This is a genomic window from uncultured Anaerococcus sp. (assembly GCF_963512375.1).
Classification (GTDB): Bacteria; Bacillota; Clostridia; order Tissierellales; family Peptoniphilaceae; genus Anaerococcus.
In genome coordinates this window covers 26141-42415 of record NZ_CAUPMI010000020.1, presented here as the reverse complement: position 1 = coordinate 42415, position 16275 = coordinate 26141, and the positions used below count along the sequence as shown (strand labels likewise).

Genomic DNA, 16275 nt, shown 5'->3' with positions numbered 1-16275 from the left:
AGGTTTAAGGAGGGGCATGAGGGGGCATCGGCCGCCCCCTTCGCCCCTCCTTTAGGCGAAGTCATCAGCTTGATGATAATAATTTACTATAAGATATAGTTACGAAGAAAAATAGTATATGATATTGTATTATTTAAGGATGAAAGTCTTGGGGCTCCCCCTTGAGACGAAGATTCAATTGTAAATAGAAAATATTAATTATGTGATGAAGTTACGAAGAAAAATAGCAAATAAAAATAATTTATTAAGCAATAAAGTTACAAAGAAAAATACTACATAATATTGTATCACTAAAAAAAAGCATATAATAATATTATTATCTTGGATAAAAAACCCCAACCAGGGGGTTATCAGGGGGAAGCCCCCTAAAAATAATTTATCTTGGATAAATATAGAAAGGAATAGTTAGAAAAAATGAATTTTATTATAATCTCTCCTTATTTTCCACCAAATTTTCAAAATTTCTCCCACCGTCTTAGGGCTAATGGGCTTAATGTTTTGGGGATTGGGGATGAACCTTATGAAAACTTATCTGATGAGCTTAAGGGCTCTCTTGGGGAATATTTTAGGGTTGATTCTCTAGAAAATCTTGATGAAGTTAAGAGGGCTGTGGCCTTTTTGTTTTTTAAGCATGGACCTATCGGAGGCCTTGAAAGCCACAATGAATATTGGTTGATGCTTGATGCTAAGCTTCGTGAACAATTTAATATACCAGGCCTTAGGCCAGATGACCTCCTTAAATTTAAGTATAAGTCTAGAATGAAAAAGTATTTCAAGGAGGCTGGGGTCCCTGTTCTTGAAGGTTATGTAATTAAAAATGATGATGATTTTAAGAAGGCTGTTGAAGAAATTTCCTATCCTTTTGTGGCCAAGCCTGATAATGGTGTTGGAGCTGGTGGGACTTTTAAGATTGAAAATGAGGACCAGGCTAAAGATTTCCTTGAAAAATGGGATAGGTCTATAGAATATTTCGTGGAGCCTTATGTAGAAGATGGAATACTTTGTACTTATGATGGGATTGTTGACTTGGATGGGGAGATAATCTTTGAAACTGGTCTTTATCATACTATTCCTACTCTTGAGCTTGTTCGTGACCAGCTTGACCTGGCCTTTATTGTTAAAAGTGACCTTGATCCAAAAATCGTCGAATATGGTAGGGCTGCTGTAAAGGCTTTTGGTATGAAGGGAAGATTTTTCCATATAGAATTTTTCAAAAGGGCTGATGGGTCTTATATAGCTATCGAATATAACAACAGGGTTACTGGGGGCTATGCTATAGATGTCTATAATCACGCCTTTGCTATCGACCTTTATGATATTTATGCCAGGATGGTTAAGGGTGAGAAGATTTCTAAAATTGCCAAGGCTCCTCACAATGCCCTTGGTCTAAGCCAGAGAGATATTTATACTTATTGCCATTACGAAGATGATATTAGGGCGAAATTTGGCGATAGGGTCAAGGAAGCAAGTCGTGCTGAAAAGGCCTTTGCTTCAATCCAAGGTGATTTTAAATATATAATTACAACTGATGATGTAAATGAGATTGACCAAATCATTGATTTTGTCCATAAGCACAAGGAGGACTAATGCACGTAGAATTTTTAAGCCATTATTCTGGAATTTTGGGTAGGGAAATGTACTTAAATAGGTATGGCTATTCGGGCATGCCTGTCCTAGTCTTCCCATCATCTGGGGGAAGCCACAACGAATTTGCCGACTTTGGCATGATTGATGCTGCCAAAGACTTTATAGAAGCAGGTAGGGTTCAATTTTTTACCCTATCTTCTATTGATGGGGAATCTTGGTTGGCTAATAAGTCTATGCACGATAGGGCCCTTGCCCACAACCAGTATGATAAATATATCATTGAAGAGGCAATTCCCTTTATTAAACACAAGACCGTCTGGTTTGATCCTATGATGACTACGGGGTGTTCGATGGGAGCCTTTCATGCTGTCAATTTCTACCTAAGACACCCTGATGTATTTTGTAAGACCCTTGCCCTATCAGGTGTCTACGATGTTAGATATTTTGGGGGCGACTATGGGTCAGATATGGTTGTCTACGAAAATAGTCCGGCTGATTATTTATGGAATCAAAATGACCCTTGGTTTTTAGATAAGTATAGAAGCGGATCTATAATTGTTTGCACTGGCCACGGACCTTGGGAAGATGATGGCCTCCCATCATTTTATACCTTAAAATCCGCCTTCGAAGCAAAAAATATCCCAGCCTGGTTTGACGAATGGGGATCAGATGTGCCCCACGATTGGCCATCTTGGCGCAGGCAATTGCCTTACTTCTTGGGACATTTATTTGGCTAAATATTATAAATAACAAAGAATTAAAGGGCTATCCTAGTGGGATAAGTCCTTTTTCTTATCCTAAAAGGATGTTAAAAAACGAAGTCCTTTAAAAGACCCAGAGGAAGACCTCTTGAAATTAATCGATTTTCTAAGGAAAAACCCAGAATTTGACTTAATCCAATTTGAGTTAGATAGGCTTGCTGTAAATGTCTATAAACTTAGGGCAAATGAAGGAATAAAAATACCTGAAGACCTTGGCATTATAGGTTTTGAAAATATCAATGCGACAGACTTTACCAACCAAGCCATAACTTCCATAGATCAGAGAATTTCCGACCAGGTTGATTTTGCTATAGATAAGCTTCTAAAGATTTTAAATGATGAAGAAGCTCAAACAAATATTGTTTTAGAGGCAAAATTAATTGAAAAAGAAAGCGATTTTATGGGTATTAATACATAAGAGGCTTTGTTTAGGAAAGCAAATATTCGATATAGAAAAAATTGGAGGATGATTATGACAAATTTTATTGAATCTTTTGATGGCACAGCTTTATTTTACAACAAGGAAGAAGCAAAAAATGCCAAGGCTGCAGTTGTTATTGTCCATGGATTGGCAGAATATTCTGGTAGGTACGATTATGTGGCTGAGAAATTTCACAATGCAGGTTTTTCGACCTATAGGTTTGACCACAGGGGCCACGGCAAGTCTGAAGGCGAGAGGGGATATTACAAGGACTACGAAGACATGCTAGAAGATGTAAATGTAGTTGTAGATAAGGCTATAGAAGAAAATCCTGATAAGCCAGTATTCTTGCTAGGCCATTCTATGGGTGGTTTTGCAGTAAGCCTTTACGGGGCAAAGTATAGAGATAAGAACCTTGCTGGAGTCATAACTTCTGGTGGTCTTACCCACGATAATAATAAGTTGACTGAAATGGTAGGTCCTGGCCTTGACCCACACACAGAACTTCCAAACGAGCTTGGCGACGGGGTTTGCTCTGTAAAAGAAGTTGTAGAAGCCTATGTTGCTGACCCATTAAACCTTAAAAAATACCAACTGGGTCTTTTATATGCATTAAAGGACGGAATAGTTTGGTTTAAGGAAAATGAAAAAGACTTTTCTTACCCAGTTTTAATCCTCCACGGCAGGGACGACGCCCTAGTTAACTTTAAAGATTCTTTTGACTTTTTTGAAAACAACTCTTCTAAAGATTGCCAAATCAAAATATACAAGGGTCTTTACCACGAAATCATGAATGAATACGCCAAAGACGAAGTAATTGGCGATATAATTAGCTGGATAAATAATAGAATATAAGCAAGGAAGCTTTAACAACAAAAACGCTAGGGGGAAAATTTTCTTGGCGTTTTTTTTGATTTGCTTTTAGGGAGGGATAAGATTGAAAATTATACTTACAAAAAGTGCCGGAAACAACTAGTGTAAGATTAGTTAGTGATGATGTATTACTATTTTGTTTCATAAATACATTGTATTAGAAAAAGACGAGGATGCTTAGTTTCCTCGTCTTTTTCTATATTAGGACTTTTGCAAAAGCCACTTATATTTTTTAGAAGTCTACCTTTTCTCCGTAATAAGCGGCGTGGTAGATTTTTTTGATGTCTTCTGGGCTTGTTTCTCTTGGGTTTGTAAGTGTACAAGCATCCTTGAAGGCATTTTCGCTCATTGTATCTAAAACTTCTTCAAATTTATCTTCTGGGATTACTGTATTCTTACCATCTTTGATATTAGCACTTATACCAACAGCTGCATTTAGCTTTCTAATTTCTTCAGCTATATCATCAACTCCAAGGATTTTTTCTATCTTGTCATATTTATCTGTTGATTTTCTATTGTAATCGATGATGTATGGAAGCATGATAGCATTGGCTTCGCCGTGGGTTAGGTGGAAGATGCCGCCGATTTTGTGGGCCATGGAATGAACTATACCAAGGGAAGCATTGGTAAAGGCCATACCAGCTATACAAGAAGCAATGTGCATTTTTTCACGAGCTTCCATGTCATCTCCTTTGTCATAGGCCTTTTTTAGATAGCCAAAGACAAGCTCTATAGCTCTGATTGCATATGGATCTGTAAAATCATCAGCTGCTGTAGAAACAAAGGCCTCAACAGCGTGGGTCATGACATCCATACCTGTAGCTGCTGTAATCTTAGGAGGCATGGTAGCAGGAATTCTCATGTCAAGTAGGGCAACTTCTGGAACGAAATCTGGGTGAACAAGTGGGTATTTTATTTCCTTTTCTGTGTCTGTGATAACAGAGAAGGCTGTAATTTCACTAGCTGTACCAGATGTAGAAGGTATACAAATCATCCTAGCCTTGTTCTTAAGTGGTGGGTTGTCAAAAGCTGCAAGTCTTTCAAAATCCCAATCTGGATATTCATAGAAAACCCACATAGCCTTAGCAGCATCCATAGCAGAACCGCCACCTATAGCAATAATCCATTCAGGTTCAAATTCAGCCATCTTAGCCCCACCAGCTAGACAAGTCTTAACAGATGGATCTGGCTCAACTCCATCGATGATTAAAACTTCCATACCAGCCTTTTCTAATTGTTCTTTAGCCTCATCTAAAAAGCCAAATCTCTTCATAGAAGAACCACCAGTTACAAGGCAAGCCTTCTTGCCCTCTAGGCTGGCTAAATATGTAAGAGCGTTTTCCCCGTGTACAATTTTGTTAGGTACTGAAAAAGTTGTATAAGTCATAAATTCCTCCGATTCTATATTTGTTAATTTAATAACTAACTATCTGAAAACATTATACTGCAGCTATTATTTTTAGCAAGATATAACCAAGCAAATTCAAGTCTTTATGAAAAAGATTGATGGAAGCTAGCAAAGATTCTTAGTTTAGACCTAAAATGAGTATAATAAAGATAAGATTGAATGATTGAAATGAGGAGGAGATTATGAAATTTAACTTTGATCAAATGCTTGAAAGGCATGGTATGGATGCTATAGCGGTCGATGGGCTTGGCCTTATGCCTGGTATGAGTCCTGATAGACCAAAGGAGGGCTTTGATGTAATTCCTATGTGGGTTGCTGATATGAATTTCCCAACAGCACCCTCTATTCAAGAAGCCATCATCAATAGGGTAAACCATCCAGCCTTCGGCTATTTTATGGCGACTGATGCCTACTATGATGCGATTATTTCTTGGCATAAGGATAGAAAAGGAATCGATGATATCAAAAAAGAGGATATCGGCTATGAAAATGGGGTCTTGGGCGGTCTTATATCAGCCTTAAATGTCTTTTGTTCCAGAGGAGATAAGGTCCTAGTTCATTCTCCTACCTATATCGGTTTTACAAATTCTTTGGCTAATAATGGCTATCATATCATCCATTCAGACCTAATAAAGGATGAGGATGGAAGATGGGTCATGGATTATGAGGACATGGAAAGAAAAATAATTGACCAAAAAATCACTACAGCTATCATCTGTAACCCTCATAACCCAACAGGCAGGGTTTGGACAAGAGAAGAACTTAAGAAAGCTGTCGATATTTTTGAAAGACATCAGGTAAAGATTATTTCAGACGAAATCTGGTCAGATATTATTCTCTTTGACAACAAGCAAATCCCAACCCAATCAGTAAGTGCCTATGCCCACGAAAACACAGTTGCCCTCTACGCTCCAAGCAAGACCTTCAACCTAGCAGGCCTAGTCGGTTCTTACCACATTATCTACAATGAATATATAAGAAATAGGATAAGTAAGGAAGCCTCTCTTTCCCACTACAATTCCATGAATGTCTTATCCATGCATGCCTTAATCGGGGCCTATTCAAAGACAGGCCATGAATGGACTGACGAGCTTAATAAGACTATAGGCGAGAATGTGACCTATGCTTGTGACTTTATAAGGGATAATTTTGCTGGCGTTGAAGTATTTAAGCCAGAAGGAACCTATATGCTCTTTGTTGACTTTGAGAAATATTGCAAGGATAAGGGAGTGGATATCGGTCATATCCTAAAATCTGGCTGGGATGTAGGAGTGGCCTGGCAGGATGGTAGGCCTTTCCATGGCAAATATGCTATAAGGATGAACCTAGCCTTGCCTCATGAAAAGGTAAAAGAAGCCTTTGCTAGACTTAAAAAATATGTTCTTAAGTAAAAAAATATCCCACTCTTTGTAAAAGAATTGGAGGATTTCTACTTAGGTCTTATAAGAATGGTAAAGTCTTATAAAGGAGATTTTATGGATTTTATTAAAAAAATTCCTGCGGGAAATATGATGGTGCCCCTCTTGCTTGCGGCCCTTATTCATACCTTTTATCCTGGCGGAATAGGATTTGGAGAATTTAGCCAGGCCTTATTTACGAATGGGTCTGTTAAGGTCCTCATGGCCCTAAACCTCATGGCAGCTGGTTCTCAGATAGATTTTTCAAACATTGGCGAAGTCATAAAGAGGGCTGGGGTCATTTCTATTGCCAGGATTTCAATGGGTCTTATTCTTGTCTTTGGTATTTCCAAATTTTTTGGCAGTGATGGGATTTTTGGCCTATCGCTATTAGCCCTGGCTTGTGGCCTTTTAAACCACAACAACTCAGTCTTTATCAGCCTAAATATAAACTATGGAGATAGGATTGACCAGGCTTTGGCAGGCTTCGGGTCCCTTATAACAGGACCTATGCTTGCCATGCTAGTTCTTGGCATGGGTGGCCTTGCCAATATTCCTTTTTTGGCAATCTTAGATTCTGCCATGCCAGTAATCTTGGGAGTTTTTATTGGTCATTTCATAAAGGGGTCTAGGGAGATTTTTGCAAGTAGCCAAAAGATGATTATTCCCTTTTTAGGATTTTCTATGGGCGCTGCCATTGACCTTAGGAATGTCTACAGGGCAGGTTTTTCTGGCCTAATCCTTGCCTTCATTGTAATTGCTATAGTGGGATCTTTTACAGTTCTTGCTGATATGAAGGTTAATAAAAGACCAGGGCATGCTGGATGGGCTCTTTCCACAACTGGGGCCAATGCAGTAGCTGTTCCTGCTATGATTGCAGAAATTGATCCGACCTGGCAAGCTTTTGTAGGCCTTGCCACAGCCCAAGTAGCAGCCTCAGTAGTAGTTACAATTATCCTCACGCCCTTAATTACAGATTTTTGGGCCAAGAGATTTAAAAGCTAGATTAATAAGGAAAGAATATGGAATTTGTAGTAAGAGAGATAAAAGATAAGAAAGAAAAGGAAGAGATAGCTAGGGAGATTTTAAATGATTTGCCAGAGTGGTTTGGCCTTCCTGAAAGTACTGAAGCCTATATAAGAGATTCTCAAGCTAAGCCCTTTTTGGCAGCTTTTTGTAAAAATAATCCGATTGGCTTCATTGTCTTAAATGCGACTAGTCCTGACTGTGCAGATATTTTTGTAATGGGTATAAAAAAAGCCTTTCACCGCCAAGGAGTGGGAAAAGCCTTAAATAAAGAGTATGAAAGGCTTGCCAAATCTCTAGCTTATTCGTATTCGCAAGTTAAGACTGTTCAGTCAGGTATTTATGAAGAATATGATATCACAAACGGTTTTTATAAGGCTATCGGCTATAAAGAGCTGGAGGTCTTTCCGAGTCTTTGGGACGAATGGAATCCTTGCCAGATATATATTAAGTATCTTGGGGACTAAGAGATTCGTAAGGGACAAGAGCACCTTGACTTTTACTTAGGAGAAAATATGTTGAGTAATTTTTTTAAAAAAATACCAGCGGCTACAATAATTGTCCCACTATTTATTGGGGCCCTTATAAATAGCCTTCTGCCAAATATTTTTAACATAGGACCCATGACTAAGGCCATTGCAAGTCCTGATGGGCTCAATGCAATTATAGATATAACCCTCCTTGCTGTTGGTAGCCAGCTTACCTTAGCCAGATTAAAAAAAGCCCTACACAGGGGTTTAGTTTTGCTTTTGTCTAAGTGGCTTACAGCGATTGTCCTAGGCCTTATATTTTTCAAGGCCTTTGGAAGAGAGGGTATCTTTGGCATATCGGCCCTTGCCTTCATCGCCGCAATTTCAAACCAAAATAACTCCATCTTTATAGGTATAAGCGGAGATTGTGGGGATGAGTATGACATAGCAAGCGCAGCCATAACAGCTATTATTTCTGTGCCGATTTTTACTTATTTCACTCTGTCAATGCTGGGGGTTGCAGATATAACACCTACGTCCATCCTGGATTTAGCCATGCCAATTCTTTTAGGCATCCTTCTTGGAAATATTGACCAGGGCTTTTGTGAATTTCTTGCAGGAACACAAAAGTATATCATGCCCTTTTTGGGTTTTGCCATTGGTTGTGGTATTAATCTTGGAACCATCATAAGGGGAGGAGTAGGTGGCTTTATCTTAAGCCTTCTAACAATTGGAGCAGCCTTTGTAATTAGCCTACCCCTTGATATTTTCATAAATAAAAGACCAGGCTGGGCGGCTATCTCAATTTATACAGCAGCTGGCAACTCGGTGATAGTGCCAAGCTTAGTGGCAGATTTAGATCCGACTTGGAAGAGCCTAGCTCCTCTTGCTAGTGCCCAACTAGGAACTGTAGTAATCCTTACATCAATATTAGTGCCAATAGTTGCTGGCCTTTGGAATAAATATTATAAAAAATCCTAAGCTCTATAATATATATATAGAAAGAAATATTAATAAGAAAATTATAATAGACCTTGAAATATATGATTATCCTAGTAAACTTAATGCTAGGCTTGAAGAAAAGCTTGTAATTTAAATAGATTTTATAAATGCTGGTTAATATATCTAAATTTATGAAAAATCTTAAGAAATAACTTGCAAAGCAAGACTTAAAGCCGTATTATATAAGGGTGCTTAGAAGTTAGATGTTGCTTATGTTTTAAGGCCAAAGACATAAGGGAACTCTAATCGAGCAAGCTTGGGAAGAATCCCAAGTGATTTCCAAATTATTATCAAACGCCCGGACGGGCGTGAAAGAAAGAGAGAGGAAAATGGCTAATCAACAAAAGATAAGAATCAGACTTAGAGCTTATGATCACGAAGTGATTGACAGCTCTGCAGAGAAAATCGTAGAAGCAGTTAAAAGAAGCGGAGCAGAAGTAAGTGGACCAATTCCATTACCAACAGAAATCGAAAGAATTACAATTCTTAGAGCTGTCCACAAATACAAAGATTCCAGAGAACAGTTTGAACAAAGAACACACAAAAGATTAATCGACATCATAGGACCTAATGCAAAGACATTAGACGCACTAAAGAAGTTAAATCTTCCAGCTGGTGTTGATATCGAAATTAAACTATAACTGTAATTAGGATGATTGAGAATAGGGGTTAATAAGAATTAACTAGATTGATCAATCCGCTGTAATTAAGGAGGTACTCATGAAGAGTATATTTACAACAAAAGTAGGCATGACTCAAGTAATCGATGCTGACGGAGTTATCACTCCTGTTACTGTTCTAAAAGCAGAGGAAAATGCCGTTGTCCAAGTTAAGACAATCGAAAATGACGGTTACAATGCTATCCAAGTAGGAACAGTTGACAAAAAAGAAAAGAATGTCAAAAAACCTATCAGAGGTCACTATGACAAAGCTGGCGTATCTTACAAAAGATACCTTAAAGAAATTAGACTAGGCGATGAAGCTACAGAACTAAAAGCTGGTGATAAAATCACAGTTGATATCTTTGAAGAAGGCGAACTAGTTGATATAGTTGCTATATCAAAAGGTAAGGGAACTCAAGGTGCTATCAAAAGATGGAACTACGGAAGAGGACCTGAAAGACATGGTTCAAAATCTCACAGAGTAGCAGGTGCTAGAGCAGCAGGTTCTGACCCAGCTAGAGTATTCAAAGGTAGAAAAGGTTCAGGAAAAATGGGACATGACCGTGTTACTATCCAAAATGTTAAGCTTGTAAAAGTTGACGCTGAAGATAGCTACATCTTAGTAAAAGGTGGCGTTCCAGGACCTAAAGGCGGCCTTGTAGAAGTAAAAAGCGCTATTAAAAGCCTAGACTAAGGAGGAGAAAATGCCTAAAGTAGATATTTTAAATATAAAAGGAGAAAATGTTGGTTCTCTAGAGCTAAACGAAACTCTATTTGCTACAGAAATAAGCGAACACGCTGTATATGAAGTAGTTAAAAACCAACTTGCAAATAAAAGACAAGGTACTCAATCTGCTAAGACACGTGCTGAAGTACGTGGTGGTGGTAGAAAACCATTCAGACAAAAGGGAACTGGACGTGCTCGTCAAGGTTCTATAAGAGCACCACACTTTACAGGCGGTGGCGTAGTATTTGCACCAAAGCCAAGAGACTACAGCTACAAATTAGCAAAGAAATTAAGAAGAAAAGCACTTTACTCAGTACTTACATCTAAACTTGAGAACAATGAACTAGTAGTAGTTGATAGCCTTGCCCTAGAAAATTCTAAGACAAAAGAAGCAAAGGCTGCACTAAGCGCCCTAAATGCTGAAAAGAAAGCATACGTAGTAACAGCAGAAAGAGATGACCTAGTATATAGATCATTTAGAAACCTTGCTGGCGTAGACGTAGCTGAGGCAAGACTAATAAATGTTTATGATTTAGTAAGACACGACAAGTTAGTAATTACAAAAGATGCAATTGCTAAACTTGAGGAGGTATTTATCTAATGAAAGCACCTTACCAAATAATCAAAAGACCAATTATTACAGAAAAAAGCATGGAAATGCTTGATGAAAACAAATACACATTTGAAGTAGACAAAAATGCAAACAAGCCACAAATCAAAGAAGCAGTAGAAGCAATCTTTGAAGGCGTAAAAGTAAAATCAGTTAGAACCATGAACTATACAGGTAAAAAAGTAAGAACAAGATATGGTTATGGTAAAAGAAGTGACTGGAAAAAAGCTATCGTTGAACTAACAGAAGATAGCCAAGCAATTGAATACTTCGACGGACTATAAGGAGGGGTTAAATGGCTATTAGAAAATTAAAACCAACTTCAAACGGACATAGAAATATGTCAGTAAGTACCTTTGAAGAAGTTACTACATCAAAACCATACAAGAAACTTACAACCGACCTTAAGAGCAAGGGCGGAAGAAACAATACAGGTAGAACAACACTAAGATTCCGTGGCGGCGGAGTAAAGAGAAGATATAGAATTATCGACTTCAAAAGAGATAAGGACAATATCCCAGCAAAAGTACAAACCATCGAATACGATCCAAACAGAAGCGCATATATCGCACTAGTAGCTTATGCTGATGGTGAAAAAAGATATATCCTAGCTCCAAAGGGACTAAAAGTAGGCGATGTAATCGAAAGCGGTTCTGAAGCTGATATCAAACCAGGAAACGCACTAGAGCTTAAAGACATCCCAGTAGGTACAACAGTACACGCTGTAGAGCTTAGAGCAGGTACAGGTGCAACACTTGTAAGAAGTGCAGGAACTGGTGCTCAACTTATGGCTAAAGAAGGAAACTTTGCAACACTAAGACTACCTTCAGGCGAAGTAAGAATGGTACACCTAAACTGTAAAGCAACAGTAGGAACTGTAGGAAATACAGAACACGAGCTAATCAGAGCAGGTAAGGCTGGTAAGAGCAGATACCTAGGCAGAAGACCACACGTAAGAGGATCAGCAATGAACCCAGTAGACCATCCACACGGTGGTGGTGAAGGTAGAACACCAATCGGTAGACCAGCACCAATGACACCATGGGGCAAAAAAGCAATCGGTGTTAAAACAAGAAATGCTAAAAAACAATCTTCTGCATACATCGTAAGAAGAAGAAACGAAAAATAGGGGGATATAATGGCTAGATCACTTAAAAAAGGACCATTTGTCGATGATCATTTAATGAAGAAAATCGAAGCTTTAAATGAAAAAAATGAAAAGAAAGTTGTAAGAACATGGTCAAGACGTTCTACAATATTCCCTGAATTTGTAGAACACACAATCGCAGTACATGACGGAAGAAAACACGTTCCAATCTATATCACAGAAGATATGGTAGGTCATAAACTAGGCGAATTTGTACCAACAAGAACATTCAGAGGCCACGCTAAAAAGGCAACTGAAATGAAAAGCAAAATGAGGTAGGAGAAACTAATGAAAGTAAGAGCAATAGCTAAATATCAAAGGATATCTCCTCTTAAAGTTAACTATATAGCAAGAGAAATCAGAGGCAAACAAGTTGATGAAGCACTAAATATCCTTAGATTTACAAACAAAAAAGGTGCTAGACTACTTGAAGATGTACTAAAAAGTGCAATTGCCAACGCTGAAAACAACAACGGACTTGATAGAGAAAATCTAATAGTTGAAAAAGCATACGCAAATGATGCACCAACTATGAAAAGATACAGACCTAAAGCAAAGGGTGCTGCATACCCTATATTAAAAAGATCAAGTCATATCGGCGTAGAGTTAGCGGATATAGAGGAAAGGTAGGATTAATATGGGACAAAAAGTAAACCCTAAAGGATATAGAGTAGGCGTAATCAAAGATTGGGATTCAAAATGGTTTGCTGACAAAAAAGATTTCTCAGACCTTCTAGTAGAAGACTACAAAATTAGAGAATTCATCAAAAAGGCAGCATACGAAGCAGGAATCGCAGATATCGAAATCGAAAGAGCAGTAAACAATCTTAAGGTTACAATCTTTACAGGAAAACCAGGAATGGTAATCGGTAGAGGTGGAGCTGGAGTAGAAGAACTAAAAGCAAAATTAGAAAAAATAGCTCCTGGTAAAAGAATCATCATCAATGTTGAAGAAATCAAATACCAAGACCTATCTGCTCAACTAGTTGCTGAAAATATCGCTCAACAATTAGAAAACAGAGTTGCATTTAGACGTGCAATGAAACAAGTAATCGGTAGAACAATGAGAGCTGGCGCAAAAGGAATCAAGACAATGGTTTCAGGAAGAGTTGGCGGTGCTGATATGGCAAGAAGTGAAGGATACTCAGAAGGTACAATTCCACTTCAAACCTTAAGAGCAAACATAGACTACGGATTTGCTGAAGCAGATACAGAATATGGTAAGATTGGTTGCAAGGTTTGGATCTACAAAGGCGAAGTACTTCCAGGAGAAAAAGCTGAAAGAGAACCAAAACTAGCTGCACCACAAAACAACAGAAGAAGAAAAAGAAATAATAGACGTCCAAACAAAGCTAACGCAAAGGGACAAAATTAGTCTTAAAGATTAGGAGAAATTTTTATGTTAATGCCTAAAAGAGTTAAATATCGTAGACAACATAGAGGCAGAATGAAAGGTAATGCTAATAGAGGAAACCAACTAGCTTATGGTGAGTATGGTTTACAAGCTCTAGAAGCAAGCTGGATGACAGCAAACCAAATCGAGGCTGCTCGTCGTGCGATGACAAGATATATAAAAAGAGGCGGAAATATTTGGATCAAAGTATTTCCAGACAAACCAGTATCTAAAAAGCCTGCAGAGGTAAGAATGGGTTCTGGTAAAGGTGCACCAGAATATTGGGTAGCCGTTATCAAACCAGGAAAAGTACTATTTGAGATGAGTGGTGTTAGTGAAGAAGTTGCAAGAGAAGCTATGAGACTTGCTGCACAAAAACTTCCAATAAAGACAAAATTCATCCAAAGACTTGAAGTAACAGGTACGGAGGAATAAGGATGAAAGTAAAAGAAATCAGAAATTTATCAGATAGAGACCTAGATAAACAACTATTTGATTTACAAAATGAGCTTTTCAATCTTCGTTTTAGGCTTGCCACAGGTCAATTAGAAAACCCAGCAGCTATTGGAACTGTTAAGAAAGATATAGCTAGAGTAAAGACTATCCAAACAGAAAGAAAGCTACAACAGGGCAAGGAGGCTTAATCTTAAATGGAAAGAAATAGAAGAAACATACGCCAAGGCGTGGTAGTTTCAGATGCAATGGATAAAACAATAACAGTCCTTGTAGAAGATAAAATACCACACCCAGTATATAAGAAAAGAATAAACAGAAGCAAAAAATACAAAGCTCATGATGAAAATAACGAAGCTAAAGTTGGCGATAAAGTAGTAATAATGGAAACAAGAGCCCTATCTAAAACAAAAAGATGGAGACTAGTACGCATTAGCCAAGCGGCAGAAATTGTTTAATTGATAAGGAGATTATTATGATACAACAAGAAACTCGTATGAGAGTTGCAGATAACTCCGGCGCAAGAGAACTTTTAGTAATCAAAGTTCTTGGAGGAACCAGAAGAAGATATGCTAATATTGGTGATGTAGTAACTTGTTCAGTTAAAAGTGCAACACCCGGCGGAGCGGTAAAAAAAGGTCAAGTAGTAAAAGCAGTAATAGTTAGAACAAAAAGAGGACTAAAAAGAGTCGATGGTTCAACAATCAACTTCGATGATAATGCTGCAGTAATCATAAAAGATGACCTAACACCAGTAGGAACAAGAATCTTTGGACCAGTAACCAGAGAACTAAGATCTGAAGGCTTTATGAGAATTATCTCACTAGCACCGGAAGTATTATAGGGGGATAAAATGCATATAAAAAAAGGCGATAAAGTCCAAATAATATCAGGTGAATATAAAGGACATGTTGGAGAAGTATTACAAGCTTTCCCAAAAGAAAATAGAGTAATAGTTGAAGGTGCAAACGTACAAGTGAAACACCAAAAACCAACCCAAATGGGTGGCGAAAGCGGAAGACTTGAAAAAAATGGTCCTATTGATGCATCAAATGTACTTCTATATTCAGAAGAACTAAAAAAAGGTGTTCGTACAGAAATAGTTTACGAAGATGGTAAAAAAGTTCGTAAATCAAAGAAAACTGACGAAAAATTCGACTAGTTGATAGGAGAAATTATGACAAGCAGACTTAAAGAAAAATATCAAAACGAAGTTGTTGGTAAGTTAATAGAAAAATTTGGTTACCAAAACGTAATGGAAGTTCCAAAATTAACAAAGATTGTTATAAACTGCGGACTTGGAGAAGCAAAAGATAACCAAAACTTATTAAACTCAGCTAAACATGAGCTTAGCCTAATAACTGGTCAACAACCAATAGAAATAAAAGCTAAAAAATCAGTAGCAAACTTCAAACTAAGAGAAGGTCAAGCAATTGGTACAAAAGTAACCCTAAGAAGAGAAAAAATGTATGACTTCCTAGACAAGTTAATCTCAATTTCACTACCAAGGGTAAGAGACTTTAGAGGAATAAATCCAAACTCATTTGATGGAAGAGGAAACTATTCACTTGGTATCAAAGAGCAACTAATCTTCCCAGAAATCAAATACGATGATGTAGACTTCCTACACGGAATGGACATCTCAATCGTAACAACAGCTAAGACTGATGAAGAAGCAAAAGCATTCTTAGAATTAATGGGAATGCCTTTTAAGAAATAGAAGGAGCAAAAATGGCTAAGAAGTCACTAAGAGCTAAACAACAAAGAAAACAAAAATTCTCAACAAGAGAATACACAAGATGTAAACTTTGTGGAAGACCACACGGCTACTTAAGAAAATATGGAATCTGCCGTATTTGCTTTAGAGAACTTGCAAATAATGGACAAATTCCAGGAGTAAGAAAAGCAAGCTGGTAATTAAGGGGGAAAGATAATTATGATGACAGATCCAATAGCGGATATGCTAACAAGAATCAGAAATGGTAATAAAGCAAACCATAAACAGGTTTCACTACCATCTTCTAATGAGAAAAAAGCTATTGCCCAAATACTTCTTGATGAAGGCTTTATAACAGGGTTTAACGTAGAAGAAGACGGCAAACAAGGTATTCTTACAATAGATTTAAAATATACAGAAAATGGCGAAAGAGTAATCTCAGGCTTAAGAAGAATTTCTAAACCAGGCCTAAGAGTTTACGTAAAAGCAAACGAAGTTCCAAAAGTACTTGACGGACTAGGAACAGCAATTATTTCGACATCAAAAGGACTTTTAACAGACCGCGCTGCAAGAAGCGAAAACGTAGGCGGCGAAGTTATTTGTTACGTATGGTAAGGAGTA

25 protein-coding genes are annotated in these 16275 nt (G+C 37.8%); 24 read left to right on the top strand and 1 reads right to left on the bottom strand.

All coding sequences use genetic code 11. The annotated features are described in order from the left end of the window. Window positions 1-414: 414 nt before the first annotated feature. The 4 genes from RRB46_RS08715 (at window position 415) to RRB46_RS08700 (ending at window position 3624) form a co-directional block, all read left to right on the top strand. On the top strand, window positions 415-1587 hold the full coding sequence (locus RRB46_RS08715; RefSeq protein WP_297690246.1) for an acetyl-CoA carboxylase biotin carboxylase subunit family protein: 1173 nt from the start codon (window positions 415-417) through the stop codon (window positions 1585-1587). Continuing rightward, a complete protein-coding gene (locus RRB46_RS08710; protein ID WP_297690248.1) occupies window positions 1587-2324 on the top strand; it encodes an esterase family protein in 738 nt (245 codons plus the stop codon). The genes RRB46_RS08715 and RRB46_RS08710 overlap by 1 nt, the downstream gene beginning before the upstream one ends. A 112-nt stretch (window positions 2325-2436) precedes the next feature. Further along, entirely contained in the window at window positions 2437-2766 is a 330-nt protein-coding gene (locus tag RRB46_RS08705) for a substrate-binding domain-containing protein (protein WP_297690250.1), read from the top strand. Between the two features lie 54 nt (window positions 2767-2820). Then, on the top strand, window positions 2821-3624 hold the full coding sequence (locus RRB46_RS08700) for an alpha/beta hydrolase (protein ID WP_297690252.1): 804 nt from the start codon (window positions 2821-2823) through the stop codon (window positions 3622-3624). Window positions 3625-3874: 250 nt separating this feature from the next. Here RRB46_RS08700 and RRB46_RS08695 read toward each other — a convergent pair whose 3' ends face one another. Further along, entirely contained in the window at window positions 3875-5029 is a 1155-nt protein-coding gene (locus RRB46_RS08695) for an iron-containing alcohol dehydrogenase (RefSeq protein ID WP_311538219.1), read from the bottom strand. 203 nt (window positions 5030-5232) lie between these two features. Here RRB46_RS08695 and RRB46_RS08690 point away from each other — a divergent pair, with 203 nt between their 5' ends. The 20 genes from RRB46_RS08690 to rpsH all read left to right on the top strand — a co-directional run bounded on the left by RRB46_RS08690 (window position 5233) and on the right by rpsH (window position 16269). After that, window positions 5233-6441, top strand: coding sequence for a MalY/PatB family protein (locus tag RRB46_RS08690; RefSeq protein ID WP_296127653.1), 1209 nt, complete (start codon window positions 5233-5235; stop codon window positions 6439-6441). 84 nt (window positions 6442-6525) lie between these two features. After that, a complete protein-coding gene (locus tag RRB46_RS08685) occupies window positions 6526-7452 on the top strand; it encodes a 2-keto-3-deoxygluconate permease (protein WP_296127655.1) in 927 nt (308 codons plus the stop codon). A gap of 17 nt (window positions 7453-7469) precedes the next feature. After that, window positions 7470-7940: a GNAT family N-acetyltransferase gene (locus tag RRB46_RS08680; RefSeq protein WP_296127658.1), complete on the top strand. Its 471-nt coding sequence runs from the start codon at window positions 7470-7472 to the stop codon at window positions 7938-7940. A 48-nt stretch (window positions 7941-7988) separates the two neighbouring features. Continuing rightward, a complete protein-coding gene (locus RRB46_RS08675; protein WP_311538218.1) occupies window positions 7989-8924 on the top strand; it encodes a 2-keto-3-deoxygluconate permease in 936 nt (311 codons plus the stop codon). 350 nt (window positions 8925-9274) lie between these two features. After that, window positions 9275-9586: a 30S ribosomal protein S10 gene (gene rpsJ / locus RRB46_RS08670; protein ID WP_004826901.1), complete on the top strand. Its 312-nt coding sequence runs from the start codon at window positions 9275-9277 to the stop codon at window positions 9584-9586. Between the two features lie 79 nt (window positions 9587-9665). Continuing rightward, window positions 9666-10301 carry a 50S ribosomal protein L3 gene (gene rplC / locus RRB46_RS08665; protein WP_311538217.1) on the top strand — a complete coding sequence of 212 codons (636 nt, stop codon included), beginning with the start codon at window positions 9666-9668 and terminating at the stop codon, window positions 10299-10301. A gap of 10 nt (window positions 10302-10311) precedes the next feature. Beyond that, a complete protein-coding gene (rplD, locus tag RRB46_RS08660; RefSeq protein ID WP_296127665.1) occupies window positions 10312-10935 on the top strand; it encodes a 50S ribosomal protein L4 in 624 nt (207 codons plus the stop codon). Further along, window positions 10935-11228, top strand: coding sequence for a 50S ribosomal protein L23 (rplW, locus tag RRB46_RS08655; RefSeq protein WP_106461028.1), 294 nt, complete (start codon window positions 10935-10937; stop codon window positions 11226-11228). The genes rplD and rplW overlap by 1 nt, the downstream gene beginning before the upstream one ends. An 11-nt stretch (window positions 11229-11239) precedes the next feature. After that, window positions 11240-12073: a 50S ribosomal protein L2 gene (gene rplB / locus RRB46_RS08650; protein WP_296127668.1), complete on the top strand. Its 834-nt coding sequence runs from the start codon at window positions 11240-11242 to the stop codon at window positions 12071-12073. Between the two features lie 9 nt (window positions 12074-12082). Further along, complete coding sequence (gene rpsS, locus RRB46_RS08645; RefSeq protein WP_106461026.1) at window positions 12083-12370, top strand: 30S ribosomal protein S19; 288 nt, start codon at window positions 12083-12085, stop codon at window positions 12368-12370. A gap of 9 nt (window positions 12371-12379) precedes the next feature. Beyond that, entirely contained in the window at window positions 12380-12721 is a 342-nt protein-coding gene (gene rplV, locus RRB46_RS08640; protein ID WP_106461025.1) for a 50S ribosomal protein L22, read from the top strand. A 7-nt stretch (window positions 12722-12728) separates the two neighbouring features. Continuing rightward, window positions 12729-13466, top strand: coding sequence for a 30S ribosomal protein S3 (gene rpsC / locus RRB46_RS08635; protein ID WP_296127677.1), 738 nt, complete (start codon window positions 12729-12731; stop codon window positions 13464-13466). 24 nt (window positions 13467-13490) lie between these two features. Further along, on the top strand, window positions 13491-13919 hold the full coding sequence (gene rplP / locus RRB46_RS08630; RefSeq protein ID WP_296127679.1) for a 50S ribosomal protein L16: 429 nt from the start codon (window positions 13491-13493) through the stop codon (window positions 13917-13919). A gap of 2 nt (window positions 13920-13921) precedes the next feature. After that, on the top strand, window positions 13922-14128 hold the full coding sequence (rpmC, locus tag RRB46_RS08625; RefSeq protein ID WP_106461022.1) for a 50S ribosomal protein L29: 207 nt from the start codon (window positions 13922-13924) through the stop codon (window positions 14126-14128). A gap of 6 nt (window positions 14129-14134) precedes the next feature. Then, window positions 14135-14395: a 30S ribosomal protein S17 gene (gene rpsQ, locus RRB46_RS08620; protein WP_296127683.1), complete on the top strand. Its 261-nt coding sequence runs from the start codon at window positions 14135-14137 to the stop codon at window positions 14393-14395. A gap of 17 nt (window positions 14396-14412) precedes the next feature. Further along, window positions 14413-14781, top strand: a complete 369-nt coding sequence (gene rplN / locus RRB46_RS08615) for a 50S ribosomal protein L14 (protein ID WP_106461020.1) — start codon at window positions 14413-14415, stop codon at window positions 14779-14781. Window positions 14782-14790: 9 nt separating this feature from the next. Further along, window positions 14791-15099, top strand: coding sequence for a 50S ribosomal protein L24 (gene rplX, locus RRB46_RS08610; RefSeq protein WP_296127685.1), 309 nt, complete (start codon window positions 14791-14793; stop codon window positions 15097-15099). Window positions 15100-15114: 15 nt separating this feature from the next. Continuing rightward, a complete protein-coding gene (gene rplE / locus RRB46_RS08605) occupies window positions 15115-15657 on the top strand; it encodes a 50S ribosomal protein L5 (protein ID WP_296127688.1) in 543 nt (180 codons plus the stop codon). A gap of 11 nt (window positions 15658-15668) precedes the next feature. Beyond that, on the top strand, window positions 15669-15854 hold the full coding sequence (locus RRB46_RS08600; protein WP_004836723.1) for a type Z 30S ribosomal protein S14: 186 nt from the start codon (window positions 15669-15671) through the stop codon (window positions 15852-15854). 19 nt (window positions 15855-15873) lie between these two features. Further along, window positions 15874-16269, top strand: a complete 396-nt coding sequence (gene rpsH / locus RRB46_RS08595) for a 30S ribosomal protein S8 (RefSeq protein ID WP_265237750.1) — start codon at window positions 15874-15876, stop codon at window positions 16267-16269. Window positions 16270-16275 lie beyond the last annotated feature (6 nt).

What these genes read in the sequence shown, in the direction of transcription:
- RRB46_RS08695 (WP_311538219.1), bottom strand. Translation starts at nt 5,029, where the DNA reads ATGACTTATACAACTTTTTCAGTACCTAACAAAATTGTACACGGGGAA.
- rpsH (WP_265237750.1), top strand. Translation starts at nt 15,874, where the DNA reads ATGATGACAGATCCAATAGCGGATATGCTAACAAGAATCAGAAATGGT.
- rpsS (WP_106461026.1), top strand. Translation starts at nt 12,083, where the DNA reads ATGGCTAGATCACTTAAAAAAGGACCATTTGTCGATGATCATTTAATG.
- rplB (WP_296127668.1), top strand. Translation starts at nt 11,240, where the DNA reads ATGGCTATTAGAAAATTAAAACCAACTTCAAACGGACATAGAAATATG.
- RRB46_RS08680 (WP_296127658.1), top strand. Translation starts at nt 7,470, where the DNA reads ATGGAATTTGTAGTAAGAGAGATAAAAGATAAGAAAGAAAAGGAAGAG.
- rplD (WP_296127665.1), top strand. Translation starts at nt 10,312, where the DNA reads ATGCCTAAAGTAGATATTTTAAATATAAAAGGAGAAAATGTTGGTTCT.
- RRB46_RS08675 (WP_311538218.1), top strand. Translation starts at nt 7,989, where the DNA reads ATGTTGAGTAATTTTTTTAAAAAAATACCAGCGGCTACAATAATTGTC.
- rplN (WP_106461020.1), top strand. Translation starts at nt 14,413, where the DNA reads ATGATACAACAAGAAACTCGTATGAGAGTTGCAGATAACTCCGGCGCA.
- rplW (WP_106461028.1), top strand. Translation starts at nt 10,935, where the DNA reads ATGAAAGCACCTTACCAAATAATCAAAAGACCAATTATTACAGAAAAA.
- RRB46_RS08600 (WP_004836723.1), top strand. Translation starts at nt 15,669, where the DNA reads ATGGCTAAGAAGTCACTAAGAGCTAAACAACAAAGAAAACAAAAATTC.
- rplX (WP_296127685.1), top strand. Translation starts at nt 14,791, where the DNA reads ATGCATATAAAAAAAGGCGATAAAGTCCAAATAATATCAGGTGAATAT.
- rplP (WP_296127679.1), top strand. Translation starts at nt 13,491, where the DNA reads ATGTTAATGCCTAAAAGAGTTAAATATCGTAGACAACATAGAGGCAGA.
- RRB46_RS08715 (WP_297690246.1), top strand. Translation starts at nt 415, where the DNA reads ATGAATTTTATTATAATCTCTCCTTATTTTCCACCAAATTTTCAAAAT.
- RRB46_RS08690 (WP_296127653.1), top strand. Translation starts at nt 5,233, where the DNA reads ATGAAATTTAACTTTGATCAAATGCTTGAAAGGCATGGTATGGATGCT.
- rplE (WP_296127688.1), top strand. Translation starts at nt 15,115, where the DNA reads ATGACAAGCAGACTTAAAGAAAAATATCAAAACGAAGTTGTTGGTAAG.
- rpsJ (WP_004826901.1), top strand. Translation starts at nt 9,275, where the DNA reads ATGGCTAATCAACAAAAGATAAGAATCAGACTTAGAGCTTATGATCAC.
- rpsQ (WP_296127683.1), top strand. Translation starts at nt 14,135, where the DNA reads ATGGAAAGAAATAGAAGAAACATACGCCAAGGCGTGGTAGTTTCAGAT.
- rplC (WP_311538217.1), top strand. Translation starts at nt 9,666, where the DNA reads ATGAAGAGTATATTTACAACAAAAGTAGGCATGACTCAAGTAATCGAT.
- RRB46_RS08710 (WP_297690248.1), top strand. Translation starts at nt 1,587, where the DNA reads ATGCACGTAGAATTTTTAAGCCATTATTCTGGAATTTTGGGTAGGGAA.
- rpmC (WP_106461022.1), top strand. Translation starts at nt 13,922, where the DNA reads ATGAAAGTAAAAGAAATCAGAAATTTATCAGATAGAGACCTAGATAAA.
- rpsC (WP_296127677.1), top strand. Translation starts at nt 12,729, where the DNA reads ATGGGACAAAAAGTAAACCCTAAAGGATATAGAGTAGGCGTAATCAAA.
- rplV (WP_106461025.1), top strand. Translation starts at nt 12,380, where the DNA reads ATGAAAGTAAGAGCAATAGCTAAATATCAAAGGATATCTCCTCTTAAA.
- RRB46_RS08685 (WP_296127655.1), top strand. Translation starts at nt 6,526, where the DNA reads ATGGATTTTATTAAAAAAATTCCTGCGGGAAATATGATGGTGCCCCTC.
- RRB46_RS08700 (WP_297690252.1), top strand. Translation starts at nt 2,821, where the DNA reads ATGACAAATTTTATTGAATCTTTTGATGGCACAGCTTTATTTTACAAC.